At 44.2% G+C, this 19,572-nt stretch carries 17 protein-coding genes; 5 read left to right on the plus strand and 12 right to left on the minus strand.

Annotation, left to right across the window (positions count from 1 at the left end):
• Window position 1 precedes the first annotated feature (1 nt).
• Genes EFK13_RS18020 through yvlA form a run of 3 tightly spaced genes read right to left on the minus strand, consistent with a single transcriptional unit; the run spans window position 2 to window position 1,649 of the window.
• Window positions 2-199 (minus strand): PspC domain-containing protein, encoded by a 198-nt coding sequence (locus EFK13_RS18020; RefSeq protein ID WP_064816173.1) that lies wholly within the window; start codon window positions 197-199, stop codon window positions 2-4.
• Window positions 200-203: 4 nt separating this feature from the next.
• Window positions 204-1,298, minus strand: a complete 1,095-nt coding sequence (locus EFK13_RS18025) for a DUF4097 family beta strand repeat-containing protein (protein ID WP_129507470.1) — start codon at window positions 1,296-1,298, stop codon at window positions 204-206.
• Window positions 1,299-1,322: 24 nt separating this feature from the next.
• On the minus strand, window positions 1,323-1,649 hold the full coding sequence (yvlA, locus tag EFK13_RS18030; RefSeq protein WP_064816171.1) for a protein YvlA: 327 nt from the start codon (window positions 1,647-1,649) through the stop codon (window positions 1,323-1,325).
• A gap of 217 nt (window positions 1,650-1,866) precedes the next feature.
• Between yvlA and EFK13_RS18035 the strand changes: the two genes are divergently transcribed.
• Window positions 1,867-2,097 (plus strand): hypothetical protein, encoded by a 231-nt coding sequence (locus EFK13_RS18035; protein WP_129507469.1) that lies wholly within the window; start codon window positions 1,867-1,869, stop codon window positions 2,095-2,097.
• A gap of 200 nt (window positions 2,098-2,297) precedes the next feature.
• Here the strand turns inward: EFK13_RS18035 and hag are convergent, their stop codons facing one another.
• From hag to EFK13_RS18055, 4 genes are all read right to left on the minus strand, one after another.
• The gene (gene hag, locus EFK13_RS18040) at window positions 2,298-3,125 is read right to left on the minus strand and encodes a flagellin Hag (protein ID WP_129507468.1); all 828 of its coding nucleotides are present in this window, start codon (window positions 3,123-3,125) and stop codon (window positions 2,298-2,300) included.
• 345 nt (window positions 3,126-3,470) lie between these two features.
• On the minus strand, window positions 3,471-6,344 hold the full coding sequence (uvrA, locus tag EFK13_RS18045; protein ID WP_129507467.1) for an excinuclease ABC subunit UvrA: 2,874 nt from the start codon (window positions 6,342-6,344) through the stop codon (window positions 3,471-3,473).
• 7 nt (window positions 6,345-6,351) lie between these two features.
• Window positions 6,352-8,337 (minus strand): excinuclease ABC subunit UvrB, encoded by a 1,986-nt coding sequence (gene uvrB, locus EFK13_RS18050; RefSeq protein ID WP_129507466.1) that lies wholly within the window; start codon window positions 8,335-8,337, stop codon window positions 6,352-6,354.
• 184 nt (window positions 8,338-8,521) lie between these two features.
• Complete coding sequence (locus tag EFK13_RS18055) at window positions 8,522-8,752, minus strand: CsbA family protein (RefSeq protein WP_003228053.1); 231 nt, start codon at window positions 8,750-8,752, stop codon at window positions 8,522-8,524.
• A 257-nt stretch (window positions 8,753-9,009) separates the two neighbouring features.
• Between EFK13_RS18055 and EFK13_RS18060 the strand changes: the two genes are divergently transcribed.
• The 4 genes from EFK13_RS18060 to EFK13_RS18075 all read left to right on the plus strand — a co-directional run bounded on the left by EFK13_RS18060 (window position 9,010) and on the right by EFK13_RS18075 (window position 14,300).
• Window positions 9,010-9,453: a hypothetical protein gene (locus EFK13_RS18060; protein WP_129507465.1), complete on the plus strand. Its 444-nt coding sequence runs from the start codon at window positions 9,010-9,012 to the stop codon at window positions 9,451-9,453.
• A 340-nt stretch (window positions 9,454-9,793) separates the two neighbouring features.
• Window positions 9,794-12,289 carry a PEP/pyruvate-binding domain-containing protein gene (locus tag EFK13_RS18065; protein ID WP_129507464.1) on the plus strand — a complete coding sequence of 832 codons (2,496 nt, stop codon included), beginning with the start codon at window positions 9,794-9,796 and terminating at the stop codon, window positions 12,287-12,289.
• Between the two features lie 76 nt (window positions 12,290-12,365).
• Window positions 12,366-12,935, plus strand: coding sequence for a TetR/AcrR family transcriptional regulator (locus tag EFK13_RS18070; RefSeq protein ID WP_129507463.1), 570 nt, complete (start codon window positions 12,366-12,368; stop codon window positions 12,933-12,935).
• A 30-nt stretch (window positions 12,936-12,965) separates the two neighbouring features.
• Complete coding sequence (locus tag EFK13_RS18075; protein ID WP_129507462.1) at window positions 12,966-14,300, plus strand: MFS transporter; 1,335 nt, start codon at window positions 12,966-12,968, stop codon at window positions 14,298-14,300.
• A 47-nt stretch (window positions 14,301-14,347) separates the two neighbouring features.
• On the opposite strand, the gene minJ is transcribed toward EFK13_RS18075, so the two are convergent.
• From minJ to ftsE, 5 genes are all read right to left on the minus strand, one after another.
• Window positions 14,348-15,544 carry a cell division topological determinant MinJ gene (minJ, locus tag EFK13_RS18080; RefSeq protein ID WP_129507461.1) on the minus strand — a complete coding sequence of 399 codons (1,197 nt, stop codon included), beginning with the start codon at window positions 15,542-15,544 and terminating at the stop codon, window positions 14,348-14,350.
• 78 nt (window positions 15,545-15,622) lie between these two features.
• Window positions 15,623-15,976, minus strand: coding sequence for a swarming motility protein SwrAA (swrA, locus tag EFK13_RS18085; RefSeq protein ID WP_032681958.1), 354 nt, complete (start codon window positions 15,974-15,976; stop codon window positions 15,623-15,625).
• A 383-nt stretch (window positions 15,977-16,359) separates the two neighbouring features.
• Entirely contained in the window at window positions 16,360-17,802 is a 1,443-nt protein-coding gene (gene ctpB, locus EFK13_RS18090) for a carboxy-terminal processing protease CtpB (RefSeq protein WP_129507460.1), read from the minus strand.
• 140 nt (window positions 17,803-17,942) lie between these two features.
• A complete protein-coding gene (gene ftsX, locus EFK13_RS18095) occupies window positions 17,943-18,833 on the minus strand; it encodes a permease-like cell division protein FtsX (RefSeq protein WP_129507459.1) in 891 nt (296 codons plus the stop codon).
• Entirely contained in the window at window positions 18,826-19,512 is a 687-nt protein-coding gene (ftsE, locus tag EFK13_RS18100; protein ID WP_129507458.1) for a cell division ATP-binding protein FtsE, read from the minus strand. Before ftsE ends, ftsX begins: the two co-directional genes overlap by 8 nt.
• Window positions 19,513-19,572 lie beyond the last annotated feature (60 nt).

The raw sequence follows: 19,572 nt of genomic DNA on the forward strand, positions 1-19,572 counted from the left end.
GTCATTTCATATCCCTTTCTGACGGGACGATAAAAATCCAAATGATATAAATGAGCAAAACAGGGAAAACACTTGTCATAACAGCTAAGATGACAGTTATGACTCTGAGGAGCGATGCGTCCCAATTGAAATATTCCGCGAGACCTCCGACGACACCTGCAATTTTCTTGTTTTTTTCTGAGCGATAAAGCCTATTCATTTGATCACCTCTGTGAGTACTTTAGTTTGATGGCGCCTGTCAATGATTCTGAGAAGACGGTGATGTTTTGATCATGTGCCTGATTTGAAGTGAACATCATTTCTTTTTGAATGGTATCATTTTTTTCTTTCAGCATCTCAACATCCATTAATTCATGGGACAGCGAACCAAGATTGCTTTTCAGCTCTGCCTTCACTGCAAGATCGTCCGGAATCGCAAGCTCAACACTTCCAGTCGTCGTTTTTGCATATATGGAACGGCAGTCCGATTCAGTTACGTTGATCGCAATATTTCCGTTAAAACTCTGAACGTCAATGGATTCGCTTTTCCCGCGGAGGTCGATCAATCCGTTAATGGTTTCCGCTTCTATCGTGCCGCAGCTGTGGCTGCCGAGTTTGATTTGCCCGTTGGCTGTTTCCGCTGTGGCTTTTTCAGCTGTTAAATGCGAGAACGACAGCACGCCGTTTGTCGTTTTCGCCGAGAACTCTTTTACATGTAAATGTTCCCCTCTGATCGGGCCATTAAACAGCTTCACCCGAATCTTATCATACTCCTTCTGAGGAATATAGAGAGTCACATTGGTTTTCATCGTTTTCTTCTCAGTACGGATAAAAAACTTATTTCCTTTGATTTCACATTCAATATGATGAAGGAATGCATGTCTCGCCGAATCCTGGCTGTCAGCGCGATATACCTTCGCCTGACATTCCGCTCTGATATCCTCGTCTTCCCATGGGACGATATTCACGCTGCCGTTGGCAATTTGAAGCTCAACACTGGAAAAGTCAGTATCTTTAAATTGAAAAATGTGCTGAACATCATACGCATGGCCAAAGTTCAAATCAAGGTCAACTTCCTTGACCTTTTTTACAGCTGAATCAATCCAGTCAAACAGCTTGGCTCCCAAAGACGGCTTGCCGCTTTCTTTTTTTTCTGCTGTAAACGGCTCTTCGTCATGTACATGAACTGAGAGCGCTGTGATTTTTTCTTCTTTTTCCTTGTAGTCGCTGTCAAGCTTTTCAATTAGTGTCAAAGCCTCTTGTGCTGTAAGCTTTCCTTCCTCAACAAGCTTAAGGATTCGTTCCTTTTCTTGTTTCATTACGATCTCCTCCCCATTGTCTACTTATGCTGCACGCAGCACCTTAATGCCCTGAATCACATTCCAAATGATAATGCCAATGACAACTAAGAAATAAATAACCGCTCCCCCAATGATCACAAACACAGGCAGCAGGCTGTCGCCATCAATCGCAATGGCTCCGCCCAGTAAAGCGATAAACAGGACCAGCCAGCCGACGAAAGGAATAATATGAGAAATAAGAGAACGTATCGCATGGCGTTTTGTTTCTTTCTCATCTACAACAAAATAAGCGACAATCGGCACAATGATTGGCGCAATGAACACGCTGAAATAACAAAGTGATGCAATAATAGCCTGATTACGGTTCAATTCATTCCACACTCCTATTGTGAACTATCCATGACAAAAGATCAGGGACGTTTTACTTATTTATACGTTTACATCCTCTTCAGGTTTCAAATTCATTCTTTAGACATGCTCCGATTTACGGAATTTGGATTTTAAAAAGTTTTAGAAGTAGAATCTTCCGACTGTACCGATTACAATATGTAAAAAGCTTACGGCAATCAAGGAGGCTGGACAAGCAATGGAGAAAGATCCCAGTGACTATACAGTAACACAAGAATCGGTGCTAAAGCTGATTCATGAACAAAAAAGAATGAATCGTGAAATGATCACCGAGCTTGAACAGATTCACGGACCCCTTCCGATCTCTCACGATATTCAATACATAAAAGTGCTGCTCGACAGCAGCAATACACATATTGTTCAAGATTTAATGAGTGTGAGCAAGCAGTTGTATAAGAAGACTTTGTAATTGCGGAAAAAGTTGCATGTATTATAACTGAAACAAAGCTAAAGGTTGGATGACAATATCTTGCCTTTTTTGTTTTGAAAAAACAAGCGACTACCCGGCCGTCACACCTCATTGTAACAAAAAAAGCCTGCCGGCATGTCCAACGAACGGACTCTGTCGGCAAGCTGTGACTACCGGAAAGATCGATAGCCGTGCAGAAATTAACGTAATAATTGAAGTACGTTTTGCGGCTGTTGGTTTGCTTGAGCAAGCATCGCTTGAGAAGCTTGAGAAAGAATATTGTTCTTTGTGAACTCGCTCATCTCTTTCGCCATGTCAACGTCACGGATACGAGACTCAGCAGCTGTCAGGTTTTCAGAAGAAGCACCAAGGTTGTTGATTGTGTGCTCTAGACGGTTTTGTACAGCACCGAGTTTAGCACGTTGTTTTGACACATTGTTGATTGCAGTATCAATACTTTCGAGTTGAGTATCGAAAGGAGTAGTAGGAAAATCTGTTACATCAAGTGCGTTTACTCCTAAAGCTGTTGCTGACATGCTGTCAATTTTGAGGTTTAATTGTTGGCCAGCATTTGCACCAATTTGGAATGTAAACCCATCAGTAGAATTAGATCCGTCTAGCAGTTTTTTTCCGTTAAATTCAGTACGATTTGAAATGCCATCAACTTCTTCGATAAGTGCATCCATTTCATCTTTAATCGCACCAAGATCTTCAGGTTGCTGTGTACCTGTGTTACCAGCTTGAACAGTAAGTTCACGCATACGTTGAAGGATCGCATGAGTTTCAGTCAATGCACCCTCAGCTGTTTGGATAAGAGAGATTCCGTCTTGAGAGTTTTTAGAAGCCATTTCAAGACCTCTGATTTGCCCTCTCATTTTTTCAGAGATCGCAAGACCCGCTGCGTCATCTCCAGCACGGTTGATACGAAGACCTGAAGAAAGTTTCTCCATGTTCTTTTGTGCCGCACCGTTGTTTGAAGACAAACGGTTTAATGTGTTAAGTGCTGCGATATTGTGGTTAATTCTCATGTGTAACATACCTCCATGTATATATGTTTTTGAAATCAAAGACTTCCTTTTCTTCGATTTCTTTCTGGCGTATGAGATTCCAGTAAAGCTTCTTTCTTATGTAGACACTGTTATCGGTTAGGAATCCCTTCAAATCCCTTAATAGGGCTTTACTGCTTAATATGGAAAACTTCATTCGCCCTTCAATTCATATATCGACAGCACTTTGTAAATGTTTAGGTATTTTACCAAAGAAATTTTATCCATTGAACAGTCACACAAATATTATCTGCCATAAAGAAAAGCTTGCCTGCAAAGCCCAAGGATGGGCTTGCCGACAAGCTGACTCTCTCTGAATAGAGGATGTTAAGATGTAGCAGTTTCTTTCGCTTTCAAGAGCGATGCCATGCGTTTTTTGTCACGTTCCATAACAGGCTTCAAATAACGGCCTGTATACGACTCTTCAACTTCAGTGATTTCCTCAGGCGTACCAGATGCGACAATGGTTCCGCCTCCGGCTCCGCCTTCAGGTCCCAGATCCACAATGTAATCCGCCGTTTTAATGATATCAAGATTGTGCTCAATAACCAGCACTGTATCTCCGTTGTCCACCAAGCGTTGAAGCACGACAAGAAGTCTGGCGATATCGTCGACGTGCAAACCTGTCGTCGGCTCATCTAAAATATACAGCGTGCGCCCCGTTGAACGCTTGTGCAGCTCCGATGCGAGCTTCACACGCTGCGCTTCTCCGCCCGACAAGGTCGTTGCCGGCTGGCCGAGCGTAATATAACCTAAGCCAACATCATAAAGGGTTTGGAGCTTGCGCTTTATTTTCGGGATATTTTCAAAGAAAGAAAGAGCAAATTCAACGGTCATATCAAGCACATCAGAAATGCTTTTTCCTTTGTACGTCACTTCAAGCGTTTCCCGGTTATAGCGTTTGCCGTGGCATACCTCGCACGGAACGTATACGTCAGGAAGGAAGTGCATTTCAATTTTAATAATCCCGTCTCCGCGGCAGGCTTCACATCGGCCGCCCTTCACGTTAAAGCTGAAACGGCCTTTTTTATAGCCGCGGACCTTCGCTTCATTCGTCTGCGCGAATACATCGCGAATGTCATCAAACACTCCGGTGTAAGTCGCTGGATTTGATCTCGGCGTTCTTCCGATTGGCGCCTGGTCAATGTCGATGACTTTGTCTAAATGATCCAAGCCTTTAATCTCTTTATGGCTGCCGGGCTTTGCTTTCGCTTTATGAAGCTTTTGCGCCAGCGCCTTGTGCAAAATTTCATTAACAAGGGTGCTCTTTCCTGAGCCAGAAACCCCTGTAACCGCCGTGAACGTTCCAAGCGGGAACTTGGCATTCACTTTTTTCAGGTTGTTTTCTGCAGCGCCTTTAATCTCAATGTAACGGCCGTCCGGTTTTCTTCTTTCAGGAGGCAATGGAATGAACTTTTTCCCTGATAAATAGCTGCCCGTTAATGAGTTTGGATCTTCCATCACTTCTTCCGGCGTACCCGCGGACGTCACCTGCCCGCCGTGAATGCCGGCTCCAGGCCCAATATCTATTAAATAATCGGCTGCCATCATCGTATCCTCATCGTGTTCGACAACAATCAGCGTGTTCCCAAGGTCCCTCATATTTTTCAAAGCGCTGATCAAACGGTCGTTATCACGCTGATGCAGGCCGATAGACGGCTCATCTAAAATATAAAGCACGCCGGATAAGCGCGAGCCGATTTGCGTCGCCAGCCTGATGCGCTGCGCCTCTCCCCCGGACAAGGTTCCCGCTGCCCTGCTCAGTGTCAGGTAATCAAGGCCGACTTTGTCCAAAAAGCTTAAGCGCTCCACGATTTCGCGCAAGATCAAATTGGCAATCTTCATATCCTTCTCAGAAAGGGTAAGGCCTTTGAAAAAAGCAAGTGCGTCGGCGACAGACAGCTCGGTGATTTTTCCGATGTGGCGTCCGTCAATCAGTACGGCAAGCGCCTCTTTCTTTAGCCGATAGCCTTTGCAAGTCGGGCAAGACTTCTGAGACATATACTGCTCCATTTGCTCGCGAATAAAATCAGAGCTTGTCTCCTTATAGCGTCTTTCAATATTGCGCAATACGCCTTCAAATTGAATTTCACCTTCACGTATTTGCCCAAAATCATTTTCGTAACGGAAATAAATCAAATCATCGCCGCTGCCGTACAGCACTTTATCCAACTGATGCTTTGGCAGATCTTTTACCGGCACGTCCATGTCAATCCCGTAGTGGGTGCAGACCGCATGAAGCAGCTGGGGATAATATTGTGAGCTGATCGGTGTCCAAGGGGCGACCGCATTCTCCTTCAATGACAAATCTTGATTGGGAATGACGAGATCCGCATCCACTTCAAGCTTCATTCCGAGACCGTCACACGTCGGACACGCTCCGAACGGGCTGTTGAACGAAAACAGCCGCGGCTCAAGCTCGCCGATTGAAAATCCGCAGTGCGGGCAGGCATGATGCTCACTAAACATCAGCTCTTCCTCGCCGATGACATCAATCATAACCCGCCCTTCACCTAAACGGAGGGCCGTTTCCAAGGAATCTGACAGCCGGGCTGACACACCTTCTTTGACCACAATCCGATCAATGACAACCTCGATCGAGTGCTTTTTATTCTTTTCTAATTCAATATCATCAGAAAGCTCAGCCATCTCTCCGTCAATTCTGACTCTGACATAGCCTTGTTTTCTAATCTGGTCAAGCACCTTGACATGGGCGCCCTTTCTGCCGGATACAATCGGCGCAAGCACCTGAAGCTTCGTCCGTTCCGGATATTCCAGAATTCTGTCCACCATCTGCTCAATGGTCTGCGACGTAATCTCAATCCCGTGCTCCGGGCAATGCGGCTTTCCTACTCTCGCATACAAAAGACGCAGATAATCATAAATCTCAGTTACCGTACCGACAGTTGACCTCGGATTGCGGCTCGTTGTTTTCTGATCGATGCTGATGGCGGGAGACAGCCCCTCAATTGCATCAACATCCGGCTTATCCATTTGCCCTAAAAACTGGCGGGCATAGGCAGACAGCGACTCGACATACCGTCTCTGTCCTTCTGCATATATGGTGTCAAAGGCAAGGGAGGATTTCCCTGATCCGGACAAACCCGTGACAACGACAAGCTGATCTCTCGGAATCGTTACATCGATATTTTTCAGGTTATGGGCCCTGGCTCCCTTCACCTCTATCCGATCCATAGCCATTTGTTCATCATCCTTCCGCTTTTAGCTCTAAAAGTAAATCGCGAAGCTCCGCGGCTCTTTCAAAGTCAAGCGCCTTGGCGGCTTCCTTCATTTCGTGCTCCATCTGTTCAACGACTTTCTGGCGTTCTTTCTTCGTCATTTTCGACAGCTTCGGCGCAGCTTTAGTTTTATATTCCGCTTTATCCTCAGCTGCTGCTGTGGCACGAATGACATCGCGAATTTCTTTATTTATCGTTTTCGGCGTAATGCCGTGCTCTTCGTTAAAACGCTCCTGCTGTTCGCGGCGGCGTTTTGTTTCATTTATTGCAATTTCCATAGACTTCGTCATTTTATCGGCGTACATAATAACGCGGCCTTCAGAGTTCCTCGCTGCCCGCCCGATGGTCTGGATAAGCGATCGCTCCGAACGAAGGAAGCCTTCCTTATCCGCATCCAAAATCGCCACGAGAGACACTTCAGGAATGTCGAGTCCTTCCCTCAGCAGGTTGATGCCGACAAGCACATCATGTTTGCCAAGGCGCAGATCGCGAAGGATTTCAATCCGTTCAAGCGTCTTAATCTCTGAATGCAGATAGTTCACTTTAATGCCGATTTCCTTTAAATAATCGGTCAGGTCTTCTGACATTTTCTTCGTCAGAGTTGTTACGAGCACCCGTTCATCCCGCTCGATTCTTGCTTGAATTTCACCGATCAAGTCATCAATCTGGCCTTCAATCGGGCGCACATCAATAAGCGGGTCAAGAAGCCCGGTCGGACGGATGATCTGCTCGACCATTTCATCCGTATGCTCAATCTCATACGGTCCTGGCGTTGCTGATACATACACAATATTGTGCATATGTTTTTCAAACTCTTCAAAACGGAGCGGACGGTTATCAAGCGCTGACGGGAGACGGAAGCCGTGATCCACGAGCACCTGTTTCCGCGCCTGGTCTCCGTTAAACATGCCGCGCACCTGAGGAATCGTCACATGCGACTCATCCACCACGATCATAAAATCGTCCGGGAAATAATCAAGAAGCGTATACGGCGTTGAACCAGGAGGCCGAAGCGTCAAATGCCTTGAATAGTTCTCAATGCCGGAGCAGAAGCCCATTTCCCGCATCATTTCAAGATCATATCTTGTCCGCTGCTCTAAACGCTGCGCTTCAAGCAGCTTGCCATTTTCATGCATGACCTTCAGCTGCTCCTCAAGCTCTTTTTCGATATTTTGAATCGCTTTCTCCATTTTCTCGGCACGCGTTACGAAGTGGGATGCCGGGAAAATCGCGACATGGTCGCGGTCGCCTAGAATTTCTCCTGTCAGGGCATCCACTTCCCGGATCCGTTCGATTTCATCACCGAAAAATTCAACTCTGATACAATGTTCATCACGGGATGCCGGAAAAATTTCCACTACATCTCCGCGCACACGAAATGTACCGCGCTGAAAGTCGATATCGTTGCGGGCATATTGGATGTCTACAAGTTTTCTGAGCAGCTCGTTACGCTCAATTTCCATTTCAGGCCGCAGTGACAAGACCATTTCCCGGTATTCTTCAGGCGAACCGAGGCCATATATACAAGACACACTCGCAATAATAATGACATCTCTCCGCTCAAACAGAGACGATGTGGCGGAGTGTCTCAGTTTATCAATTTCATCATTAATACTTGCGTCTTTCTCTATAAACGTATCCGTTTGAGGCACATACGCCTCCGGCTGATAATAATCATAATAGCTGACAAAATACTCGACAGCGTTGTTCGGAAAAAATTCCTTGAACTCACTGTAAAGCTGTCCGGCGAGGGTTTTGTTATGGGCAATCACGAGAGTCGGCTTATTGACTTCTTTAATCAAATTGGACACCGTAAATGTTTTTCCCGTTCCTGTCGCACCCAGCAGAGTCTGATGCTTCTTGCCCTCTTGAATCCCTTTTACAAGTTTTTCAATAGCTTTCGGCTGATCTCCCTGGGGCTGATATTTCGAGACTAACTCAAAGCGATCTTTCACAAAATAAGCCTCCGTTTCTTTAACGAAATCTTCCTATAGATATAGTAACACAATGAAATGCAAAATCACTAAAAATACGAACTAAAGTTCGGTGGTTTTTTATTTCCAGCTGTTTTCGTGTATAAAAAACCTGCTTTTAAAACGTAAAAGCAGGAATTCAGTCTTTATATTCATTATGTCCGATTTATTCTTCTTTTTTCTCAGCAGCTTTTTTGGCCATATACAGTCCGCCAGCCACAAGAGACACAACATCCAATCCTACAATAAAATACGTTTCTGTATAGCCTTTTAAATAAGAGGCAAACAGCAATGCAGCTGTTAAAGCGATCGCCACATAATGATTAAAAGTGACTCTTGTAAAAAGAACGACCAGCATAAAAGGGAAAAATAATGCAAAAACGGCTTTTGTAATCAACAAAAACCCTCCTCAAGGATTCTTCATCTGATCTGATTATAGTAAAAAATGAAGAATCGGACAATCATGCAATCGTTCCCTCTTTCTACACCATACCCTTTTTCGGCCCAAATCAATCATCATATCTGCACTTTGGTTCCGGCCGACAGAAAAAACAATAGATAAATAGATTGATTTACAAGATAAACAAGAGTAGTTATATTATGGTTACGAGAGCTGGCCAATTCTCAATAAAAATGGACAGGGAGTGGACAAATATGAAGTTCAAGTTCGTTACATACGTTTCAACAGCAGCTGCACTATCCGGTCTCCTTTTGGCATCGCAGCCCGCTTCTGCAATCACGGGTTTAGCTGATGATAAAAGTTCAGCTCTCCAAGTGCTTCCCGATAATCATTATAGATGGAAGCTCCAGACGGCTGACGATGAAGATTGGTTCCTTTGGAAGAACAAAACGGCTGACGATCACAATCTATCCACTTCGTTTACTTCTCCAAGCGGAAAGAACTACGATCTAGAAGTTCAGTATGTGACCCCTGAGAAGACAATTGTTATCCAAGCTGAAGATCACGGCCAAGGGGAAACAGATTCCATTCACCTCACTTCGATTAAGCCGGGGGAAAGTGTGTATATGAGGCTGAAATCCCATGATAGTGACTACAGCACTACAAGCAACTATGATTTCACTTATTCCATACAGTAAAAACATATATATGATCTATGAGTGCCGCTGTTTTAATAAGCGGCACTTTTTTATTGAAGGCGTTTATATTCAAGCAGCTCACCATAGACAGGAACCTCCTCTGAACATTTTCGTGAACAAAAGAAAAAATAGGCGTACAGTACCAGTTCGGTTGCATTATCCATGATAATGTAACTAACTTAACTATTCATTTTATTTAGGACTTTGTGCGTTTGACAGCATTTTCCTGAAAACCTACAATTGAGTGATAGTGTTCACTATCATTTTTTTCCGAACACAGGCTCCGTCATAAAAGACTAGAGAGATAAACAAAATGAATGAAGGAAAGAGGGGTTTCAATATGTATTCTGTTTTATTTCGCCAAGCAGAAGAGTCCAGCCAGCTGGCTGGAGCAAAAGGCATGAATTTGATTAAACTGACCAAACACGGTCTTCCTGTTCCGGACGGGTTTATTATTCAGACGAACGCGCTCGCCCGTTTTATGGAGGATAACCAGCTTCATGAGACAAGCGAAAGCATCGAAAGCGGAATCATTGCCGGAGCATTTTCTGAGGAACTGAAACATGAGCTGACAAGTTCCTTTTACCAGCTGAGAGAATCATACCGCTCCGTTGCCGTGCGTTCTTCATCTGCCTCGGAAGATTTAGAAGGCGCTTCATTCGCAGGCCAATATGAAACCTACTTAAATATCAAAACAGAAGAAGAGTTTCTAGCTAAAGTGAAAGAATGCTGGGCTTCATTTTTCTCAGGCCGAGTCAGCAGCTATAAGAAAAAAATGAACAATCAAATCGCAGAGCCGTTAATGGGAATTGTCGTTCAGGGGCTGATCGATTCAGAAGTGTCTGGTGTTATTTTCAGCCGCAATCCTGTTACCCATGATGATAGAGAGCTATTAATCAGCGCCAGCTACGGTTTGGGGGAAGCTGTCGTATCAGGAAGTGTCACCCCAGACACATTTATAGTCAATAAATCTTCGTTTGAGATTCAGAAAGAAATAGGCGCAAAGGAAATTTACATGGAGTCTGCGGCAGAAGGAATTGCTGAAAAAGAAACGAGCGAAGACATGCGCAGCCGTTTTTGCCTCATGGATGAACAAGTGATTGATTTGACTGAAATCACGAAAAAAACCGAAGACCTGTACGGATATCCAGTCGATGTAGAATTCGGAATCGCTGATCATCAAGTATACCTTCTGCAGGCTCGCCCGATTACTACCATTGAACAGGACAAAAAAGCGGCAGAGGAAGAACGCAGCTTTATGATCACCGACGCTGATATGGATGATTTCTGGCTCAACATGGAGTCAAATATTGAAGGCCCGGTGAGTCCGTTATTTTCAACGTTCATTGTACCGGCACTGGAATACGGCTTGAAGAAAAGCATGGGAAAGTTTCCGATCGGGGTAGTTGTAGAAGAAGTAAAGCTTTATCGCGGACATATTTATTCCAAAAACCAAGGCGGACAGCAGCCACCTTCTGATGACTGCGGCAAAGAGCTTTTTCCGATATTGTCGGAGCGTATGTATGACATCATCAATGACACGTACCTTCCATTTTACGAGATGCTGGATCAGCTCGCGCAAACTGAGCATACCGCAGAAAGCGCACTTGATGCTTTTAGAAAATTAAAAGCCTTTTATCTCACGGCTTATGAGGAGCACTTCAATATCGTTTTCCCGCAAATCCTTCTGACAAACAAACTGCAAGCAATGTATCAACACATTCAAGGACAGTCCGAAAGCGCTCATTTTTACGAGATGCTGACAGGAAAAATGAACAAATCACTGGAAACAGACCGCTGCCTGTGGCTCTATTCCGTTGAAGTTCAGGAAAACCCGAATCTGCTGTCAATTTTTGAAAATACCGAACCGGAACAGCTGCAGGAAAGATTAGAACAAACTGATGACGGCAGACACTTCCTGAAAAACATCCATGAATTCTTACAGGAATACGGCTGGAGATCTGTTAAGAGCCATGATCTGATTGAACAGACCTGGGCAGAAAATCCGTATTTTGCCTTGGCTAACATTCAAAATTATGTCCGCAATGGCTATCATTTTGACAACGAATTTCAGAAGACGAAAGAAAAACGAGAGAAATTATACAATGACTTCTTGGAAAGCATAGAAGATCCCGCACTGCGCAAAGAATTTGACCGTTTGTATCAGTGGACGCTCAACTCTGCAAATATAAAGGATGATCACCACTTTTATATTGACGCCATGCTGGATGCCAAGGCGAGAGTCTTTCTGCTGAAGGTAGGTGAATTGCTGGCGGCCAACGGTGTCATCCAAAATCGTGAAGATCTTTGGTTCTTATATGATGATGAAGTGGAAAACGCGCTTCTTCACCCTGCATCCCTGCAAGAAAAGGCTGAAAAACGCAGGCAGATCTTTCATGAGTATGAGCTGGCCCAAGCCCCTGCCTATCTCGGCAATCCGACAAAAGAACAGCTCAAAGCCGCTGAAGAAATTGTCGGCGGGGTGATAGAGGATGAAAAAAACACGGAAAATCATATTTTTGGCATTGCGGCATCAAGCGGCATTGCCACAGGTCCGGTAAAAATCATTCGGGACGCCAGTGAATTTTCTCAATTTGCGCCTGGAGAAGTCCTCGTTTGCAAAATGACCACCCCGCTATGGACCAGCCTGTTTCAAGATGCCAAGGCGATTATTACAGACACAGGCGGCATTTTGTCTCACGCTGCGATTATCGCTCGCGAATACGGCATTCCCGCCGTGCTCGGCACACGTACGGCAACAGAAAGGCTTCGGGACGGAGATATCATCACCGTCGACGGAAGCAGCGGCAAAATCACAGTTGTCAGCCGGGCTTGATGCGCCCTCCCTCTTTCTTATACAAGCGGGGCGGGTGTATACTTGTCCTGCCAGTATACTCGTGAGGTGAAAAGTATTGAAACCGACAAACAAGAGAATCCTTGACGCTGCCATGCAGCTGCTCGTCAGAAAAGGATATCGCGCAACGACAACAAAAGAAATCGCAGAAAAAGCAAATGTAAGTGAAGCAACGATTTTCAGGAATTTCAAAAACAAACAGGGACTGGTCGAGGCTTTGCTTTCTCAGCATCCTCCAAACAGAAGCAGCATTTTGGAACAAACAGAAGGCGATTTGTACAAAGACCTGCTTCATATCGGAACCTGTCTCTTGGAGGAGCTCGAACAAAGAAAAGATATGATTAAAATCAGCTTTCGTGAACCGGCCATGTTTCAGGATGTCATCAACCACGTCACTGAATATCCCAAATCTATGAAACAGCTGCTGGTTGATTATCTCAAAACAATGGGCGAAAAAGGGGTTATTCAGTCAGGAGATGAAGCAGAGCATGCCGACGTGTTCATGTCGATCATTTTCGGTTATTTTATTCATCGTCTCCATTTAGGTGACCGTGTGATTTCAATGCCTCAGGAAAAAATGCTGAAGCATAGCACAACTCTATTTGTCAAAGGAATTTCTGCTGATTAACTCCTTGGCATAACAAAAAGGAGGATCCCAATGAGTTCAAGAAAAGAATGGGCGCTGATCGTCTCGCTATTATTAGGGGCCATCCTGGTTCCCATTAATTCAACGATGATCGCGGTCGCGCTCTCATCTATATCCCAAACGTATAACGAGTCCATCGCAAGCATCACTTGGGTCGTTACCATTTATTTAATCGTAATGGCAGTCACACAGCCGATTGCCGGAAAACTCGGTGACATGTACGGCAATAAAACAATGTACTTATGGGGCGTCGGCCTTTTTCTTATCGCGTCCTTAGGCTGCGCACTCTCACCGAGCCTGCTGCTGTTGATTGTCTTTCGGGCATTGCAGGCTGTCGGCGGCGCACTGCTTACGCCAAACAGCATCGCCATTATCCGTCACGTTGTTTCCGAAAAACGCCTACCGAAAGTGTTTGGATTTTTCGGACTGGGCGCGGGACTGGGCGCCGCTCTCGGGCCTTTTATCGGCTCTATGCTGATTGACAGCTTCAGCTGGCATTCGATTTTTTGGGTCAACATCCCGTTTCTCGCCATCGCTTTATTTACGGCATTAACCATGTTCCCTCAATATAAAGAAAATAAATCCGGCGCGCCTCTCGATATTATCGGCTCTCTCCTGCTTGCCGGCAGCATCGTTTCGATCATCCTGCTGACGAAAAATGAGGCTTCATGGGGCTATGCGGTATACAGTGTATTGATCCTTCTATTTGTCCCGCTTTTTTTCAGAAGAGAAAAACGCACACAGCATCCAATCATTGATTTTACACTGTTTAAAAGCTCAACCTTTACAAATGCCAATCTATCAGTCTTATTAAGCAATCTGATGATGTATGCCGTCTTATTGATCATGCCGTTATTTATGACGAGCCAGTTTGGGCTTACTACGTCTAACAGCGGGATGGCGCTTTCTGTATTTTCGATCTTCATGTCGGCCAGCAACTGGGTGGGCGCACAGCTCCATCACAAATGGGGAGCGAAAAAAATCATTTTTCTTTCATTTGCCATGATGGCTGGAGCGAATCTATTATTTTTGCTGTTAAGCAGCTCGCATTCCGTCTTGTTCCTCATGCTCTCTCTTATTCTGGGCGGGCTCGCTTCCGGAGTCGGTCTGACCAGCATGCAGGTGTCATCACTCGCCACAGTAGATCCCAGCATGTCAGGAGTGGCATCCGGCATTTTCTCGACCTTCCGTTATTTCGGAAGCATCATTTCATCAGCCTTAATCGGTCTGATTTCGGGATATCACACCCTATTTATCATTCTGTTTGCCGTCTCCATTATCGGTGTTTTTGTTTCATTGGGTATCAATTCTGATGAAACAGCACGGCTGGAAAAAAACTCAGCGTAATACAAAACAGCCCGGCACCGCATATTCTTGCAGTGCCGGGCTGTCTTTTATGATCCAGACAAAACGGCTGCTTCGTCTTCACGGTCATCCTTTACGAAAAGGATACCCAATTCATGATGTTCTCCCTCATAAGAAGCTCTTTGATCAAAACGAATTTCTCCGTTCAAACCGATAATTTCAAGCTTTACATATGCTCGATTATGCTGGAGCGCTTCATAAAAATCAGACACGTTCTTAACGGGTATGCCGTTGACTTTGGTAATGATTTCCCCGATTTTCAGTTCCAGATCCTCAGCTGGGGTATTTGGTATAATCCCAAGCACCATTAAGCCCTGATCACGTTTTGAGAAATAAAACGGTGCCGCGTTATCATTCACCCTTTGCTTGATAGACAGAAAAATTCGTCCTAATACAGCCGCACAAACGGCTGCACCCGCAAGCGGCGTCCACAGTAAACTCGCTGCACCGAGAGCCGTGACGATTAAGCCTAGAATACAAACGCGTTTCGCTGTGATCCTTATGCTCGTTTCAGGAAGAGACCCTTGCACCCTTTGTCCAAATCCGACAAAGTACGGAATCCACAGAAAATGGAATGATCCGCCCGGAATGGTAAACACAGGCCACCAGCTGACGTGTGATTCCAATCCGTTGCCAGGTACGAGAAGGAACAACGGCAAAAGCCATATCCGGTTTGCCAACTGCTGCCCGATCGGCAAACCTCGGCTGCTCACGACAAGTGCCGGTGATGTTCTTACATGTGCAGAGCGATAAGCAACCGCTCCTTCAATGATAATCAACAAGCCTAAAAACACAGCCATAGCCGGCCAAACAACTGCAAATCCTTGCGGGAATCTCTCCAGAAAAGGTTCCGCCTGATTGAATTGCAGTCCAAAACCTATCAGCATACTTGCGCTTACGATATATGCAGCAGACATCCAGTTTGCGCGAAGAGTGAGCGCTGCCGCTGCAGTGATAACGGCAATAATCGCAAGTAAACCGAGAGGAATCGAGATTCCGAGTACGCCTAAAACAACTGACAAAAGGAGTCCAGGGATCAGTCCTTTTATATAAGTAAATTTCAGTTCATCATAAATATCCGCTATTCTAGTATGGAAGGTTTTTCTTTCCCGTTTGATCCTTACATAGCCGAAAACCAGACTTACGATGATAAAAAACCAGAAAAGCGGGTGCAAAAAGAACAGGCCCACGCTTTTTAACAGTTCAAATCCCCATTGAACAGACACTATCTTTCACCGCCTCAAGCCAAACATATTACTTCTATTCTATCAAATATTAAATGGCTTGGATATCCTCAGGAGTGTTTATCCCTCTTGCGTCATCCACAGCGTGACATTCGATAATGAAAAATCCTTTAAATAATGGTTTACATCCACATCCAATAAACCGCTGATCAGGTGCATCGACCTTTTTATATCTGTCAGATTGATTCCTAATCTCTTATGATTCTTCATTAAGTAGTTAAAATAGTGTTTGGCACATTCTTCATCGATGTCATTTACTGATTCGACATTGGTGTAATTGACTAAATACCTGCTGAACAGCATAAGAAGACTTAGTGCTTTTGTAGCTGAAAATGTTACATCTTGTGTTCGGTCTTTTAATTGTTCGACTAATTCATAATATTTTTTTTCACGCACAATACTTGCCCTCTTCAATTGTGAACCCCCATTTTCTTTATACAGATAAGCACGGGCCAGTATAAGCAGCAGTACTGGAGTGCTAACAAGCATTTTCGCTAACGTTTCTCTTTAAATACCTGTCTTTCAGCTGCCATAAACCTGATTACTGTTCTTTTTAGAACCTTCTTATATTGTATGAAGTAAACAAAGACTAGGCAACTTGCAAAAGTTTCATTTTAAATGCATATTATCTCGTTAGAAAGTCTCTCTCATATATTGATATCGGGTAATCACAGTCCTTTATAAATGTTTATTTGTGAAAATTTTTTTAATTTCTTGTCAAAAACTCTATTTTTATGTGACTTATGATTCATTTACTCGTTAAGTATAAAGAAATAGGAGATGGAACACCATCTCCTTTATTTTACAAATAGTGATTTCAGCGCTGTTTGAAGCTGCAAATCATTTTTTTCATTTGATTTTTTCTTTTCTATCAGCTGATTTAAAGCCTCTGCAGTGCGAGTGTCGATTACACCTGTCTTATCCAGCTTGTTTTGATCCTGAAAGGCCATAACCGCTTTTTGCATGTCCTTGCTGAAATAGCCATCCCCACGGCCCGGATCAAAGCTAAGGCCTTTTAATAATACCTGCGCATGCTTGACGTCTTCATTGTTCATATCCACTTTAAGCGGCTCTTTCAGCTGCAAGGGCCCGGCGGAAAAATAATCAGGCTGCTTAATCGCAATGGTCGGCTCAATTCCTTTCTTATGAATCCAATTCCCATTTGGCGTCAGCCACTTGTAAAGCGTCAACTTGATATTGCTGCCGTCTCCCATCGGAACAGCCTGTTGAACCGTTCCCTTACCAAAAGACGTATCGCCTACAACATTATAATGCCCTGCTTCTTTTAATGCACCGGCAAGAATTTCTGATGCGGAGGCACTCCCTTTATCCGTGATCACATTGACAGGATACGCTTTTTTATGGGTCAATGTTGAAAAATAACGTTTTTTATCTCCATTGCGTTCAGCAATTTGAATATACGGCTGATCCTTTGTAACGAAGTGCTTAAGAATTTCTTCCACACTTTGAAGATATCCGCCCGGGTTTCCGCGGACATCTATGACAAGGCCTTCAATTCCTTTTTTCTCAAGTTCTCCAAGCGCCTTTGTAAAGTCCTGAGCGGTATGCTCAGAAAAAGTAGAGATGGCAATATATCCGACAGAGTGCCCCTGCACTTTTTTCTCTGAAGCAAAAACCGTTTCGAGCGGAATCTCAGCTCTCTTGATTCGGAATGACAGCTGCTTCTTCGTTCCGGGCCGCTGAATCTTCATTGAAACGCTGGACCCTTTCTTTCCTCTTATTTTTAACACAGCGTGATTTAAATCCTTGCCGGCCATTGATTCTCCATTGATGCTGATAATTTCATCATTAGGCTTCAGCCCGGCTTTTTCAGCTGGCGATTTCTTAAATGGGGAAACAATAATAATTTTGCCGTCTTCCATTCCAACCTCTGCCCCGATGCCTTCAAATGAGGAATCAAGAGAATCAGAAAATTGCTTAGCCGTCTGCTTGTCCATGTAGACAGAATAAGGATCATTCAGTGTAGACAGCATTCCTTGGATGGCTCCCTCGAGCAGCTTTCCTCTATCAACTTTTTCTACGTATTCATTCGAAATTAACTCATACGCTTTTTCGATTTTGTCCATAGCCTTATCCCGTTCAGAGTCAGCTTGTGCCGTCGCGGGAACTGCTGCAGTCTGGGGCTTATCCATCTCAAGCAGGTTCATTCCCGCATATACACCGGCGCCTCCGAACAGCATGCTCCCCGCTGCTATCAAAGCCATTATTTTTTGATTCATTCTTTACTCCTCCTGTATGCCAGACTGTCTTTATCAAAACCTAGAGATAGTATATGTAAAGGATGGAGATTTCATGTAATCATAGAAGAAAAAGAAGGCAAAAGAAAAAGCCGCCCCGAAAACGGGACGGCTTTTTTTCTTTATACTCGCAGAAACTTGCGGATGGAAGTCAGACTTCCCCATACTCCAATTACTGCGCCGATTGCAATCAGCACTAGCGAAACTTGGAATACAAATGGATTATAAGGAAGAAGAGAGACAAATGATCCTTGAACCTTCGGAACGACCCAGCCGATGACGTATTGGTAAGTGCTCAGCACCAATGCGATCGGAATCACTGAACCGAATACGCCAAGCAGTAATCCTTCAAGGAAAAACGGCCAGCGGATAAACCAGTTCGTCGCGCCGACAAGCTTCATGATTTCAATTTCTTTTCTTCTTGCGAAAATTGTAATTTTAATGGTGTTGGAAATTAAGAACATCGCCGTAAATACCAGACCGATAATTAACGCGATTCCAATGTTGCGGGAAACGCCGACCACTTTAAACAAACGGCTGACCTCTTCTTTTCCGTAAGTGACTTTATAGACATGATCCATTTTTTCAATCTTTTTCGCCACGTTCGGCGTATCATGCGGATCTGTCGTTTTAACGACAAACGCATTATTAAGCGGATTTTCCTGATCCTTCATCGTCAAGGATTTTCCGCTGTCGCCAAAGCTGTCAACCAGCTGGTCAAGCTCTTTTTCTTTAGACGAAAAAGTGACACTCTGAATGCCCTTCAGTTCCTTAATATCGCTCTGCAGCTTATCCTGTGCCTTCTGATCTGCAGTCAGATCAATCAACACTTTGATTTCGACTTGTTTTTCAGCATTCGTGGCCATGTTATTCAAATTCAGCATAATCACTAAAAACACGCCGACTAAAATCAGCGTAACGGTTACAGCACTAATGGATGCAAACGTCATCCATGTGTTTCTCCCGAGAGATTTAAAACTCTCACGCAAGTGGCGCCCGAGAATTTTAATCATATGAACCATACTCCCCTCTTGACTCATCACGCACAATGATACCATCTTCGATTGCAATGACACGTTTCTTAATGGTGTTTACGATTTCTTTGTTATGTGTCGCCATTACGACTGTTGTCCCGCGGTTATTGATTTCCTCCAGCGTCTTCATGACTTCCCATGACGTATCCGGATCAAGGTTTCCTGTAGGTTCATCAGCAATGACAACATCAGGGTTGTTCACAATTGATCTGGCAATAGATACACGCTGCTGCTCCCCGCCTGAAAGCTGGTCAGGAAATTGTCTCGCTTTATGCTTCAGCTGCACGAGATCAAGTACTTCAAGCACCCGTTTCTTAATGACAGACGGCTGTTCTCCAATCACCTCTAGAGCAAACGCCACATTTTCAAAAACAGTAAGTTTCGGAAGAAGCTTAAAATCCTGGAAGACAACGCCTATTTTACGGCGCACGAAAGGAATCTCTTTTTCTTTAACTGCAGCGAGATCTTTATGATTGATCAAAATTTGACCTTTTGTCGGTTTTTCTTCTCTGTATATCATTTTAATAAAAGTAGATTTACCCGCTCCGCTCGGACCGACAACATAGACAAACTCGCCGGGATGAATGGCAACAGAAATCCCATTAAGCGCTTTTACGCCGTTCGGATAGGCTTTGTATACTTCCTTCATCTCTATCATGAAATCACCTAATCTTTTATATCATTTTATCTATCACACGGTCATACTCTTCGAATGCAT

This window comes from Bacillus cabrialesii (assembly GCF_004124315.2).
Taxonomy (GTDB): domain Bacteria; phylum Bacillota; class Bacilli; order Bacillales; family Bacillaceae; genus Bacillus; species Bacillus cabrialesii.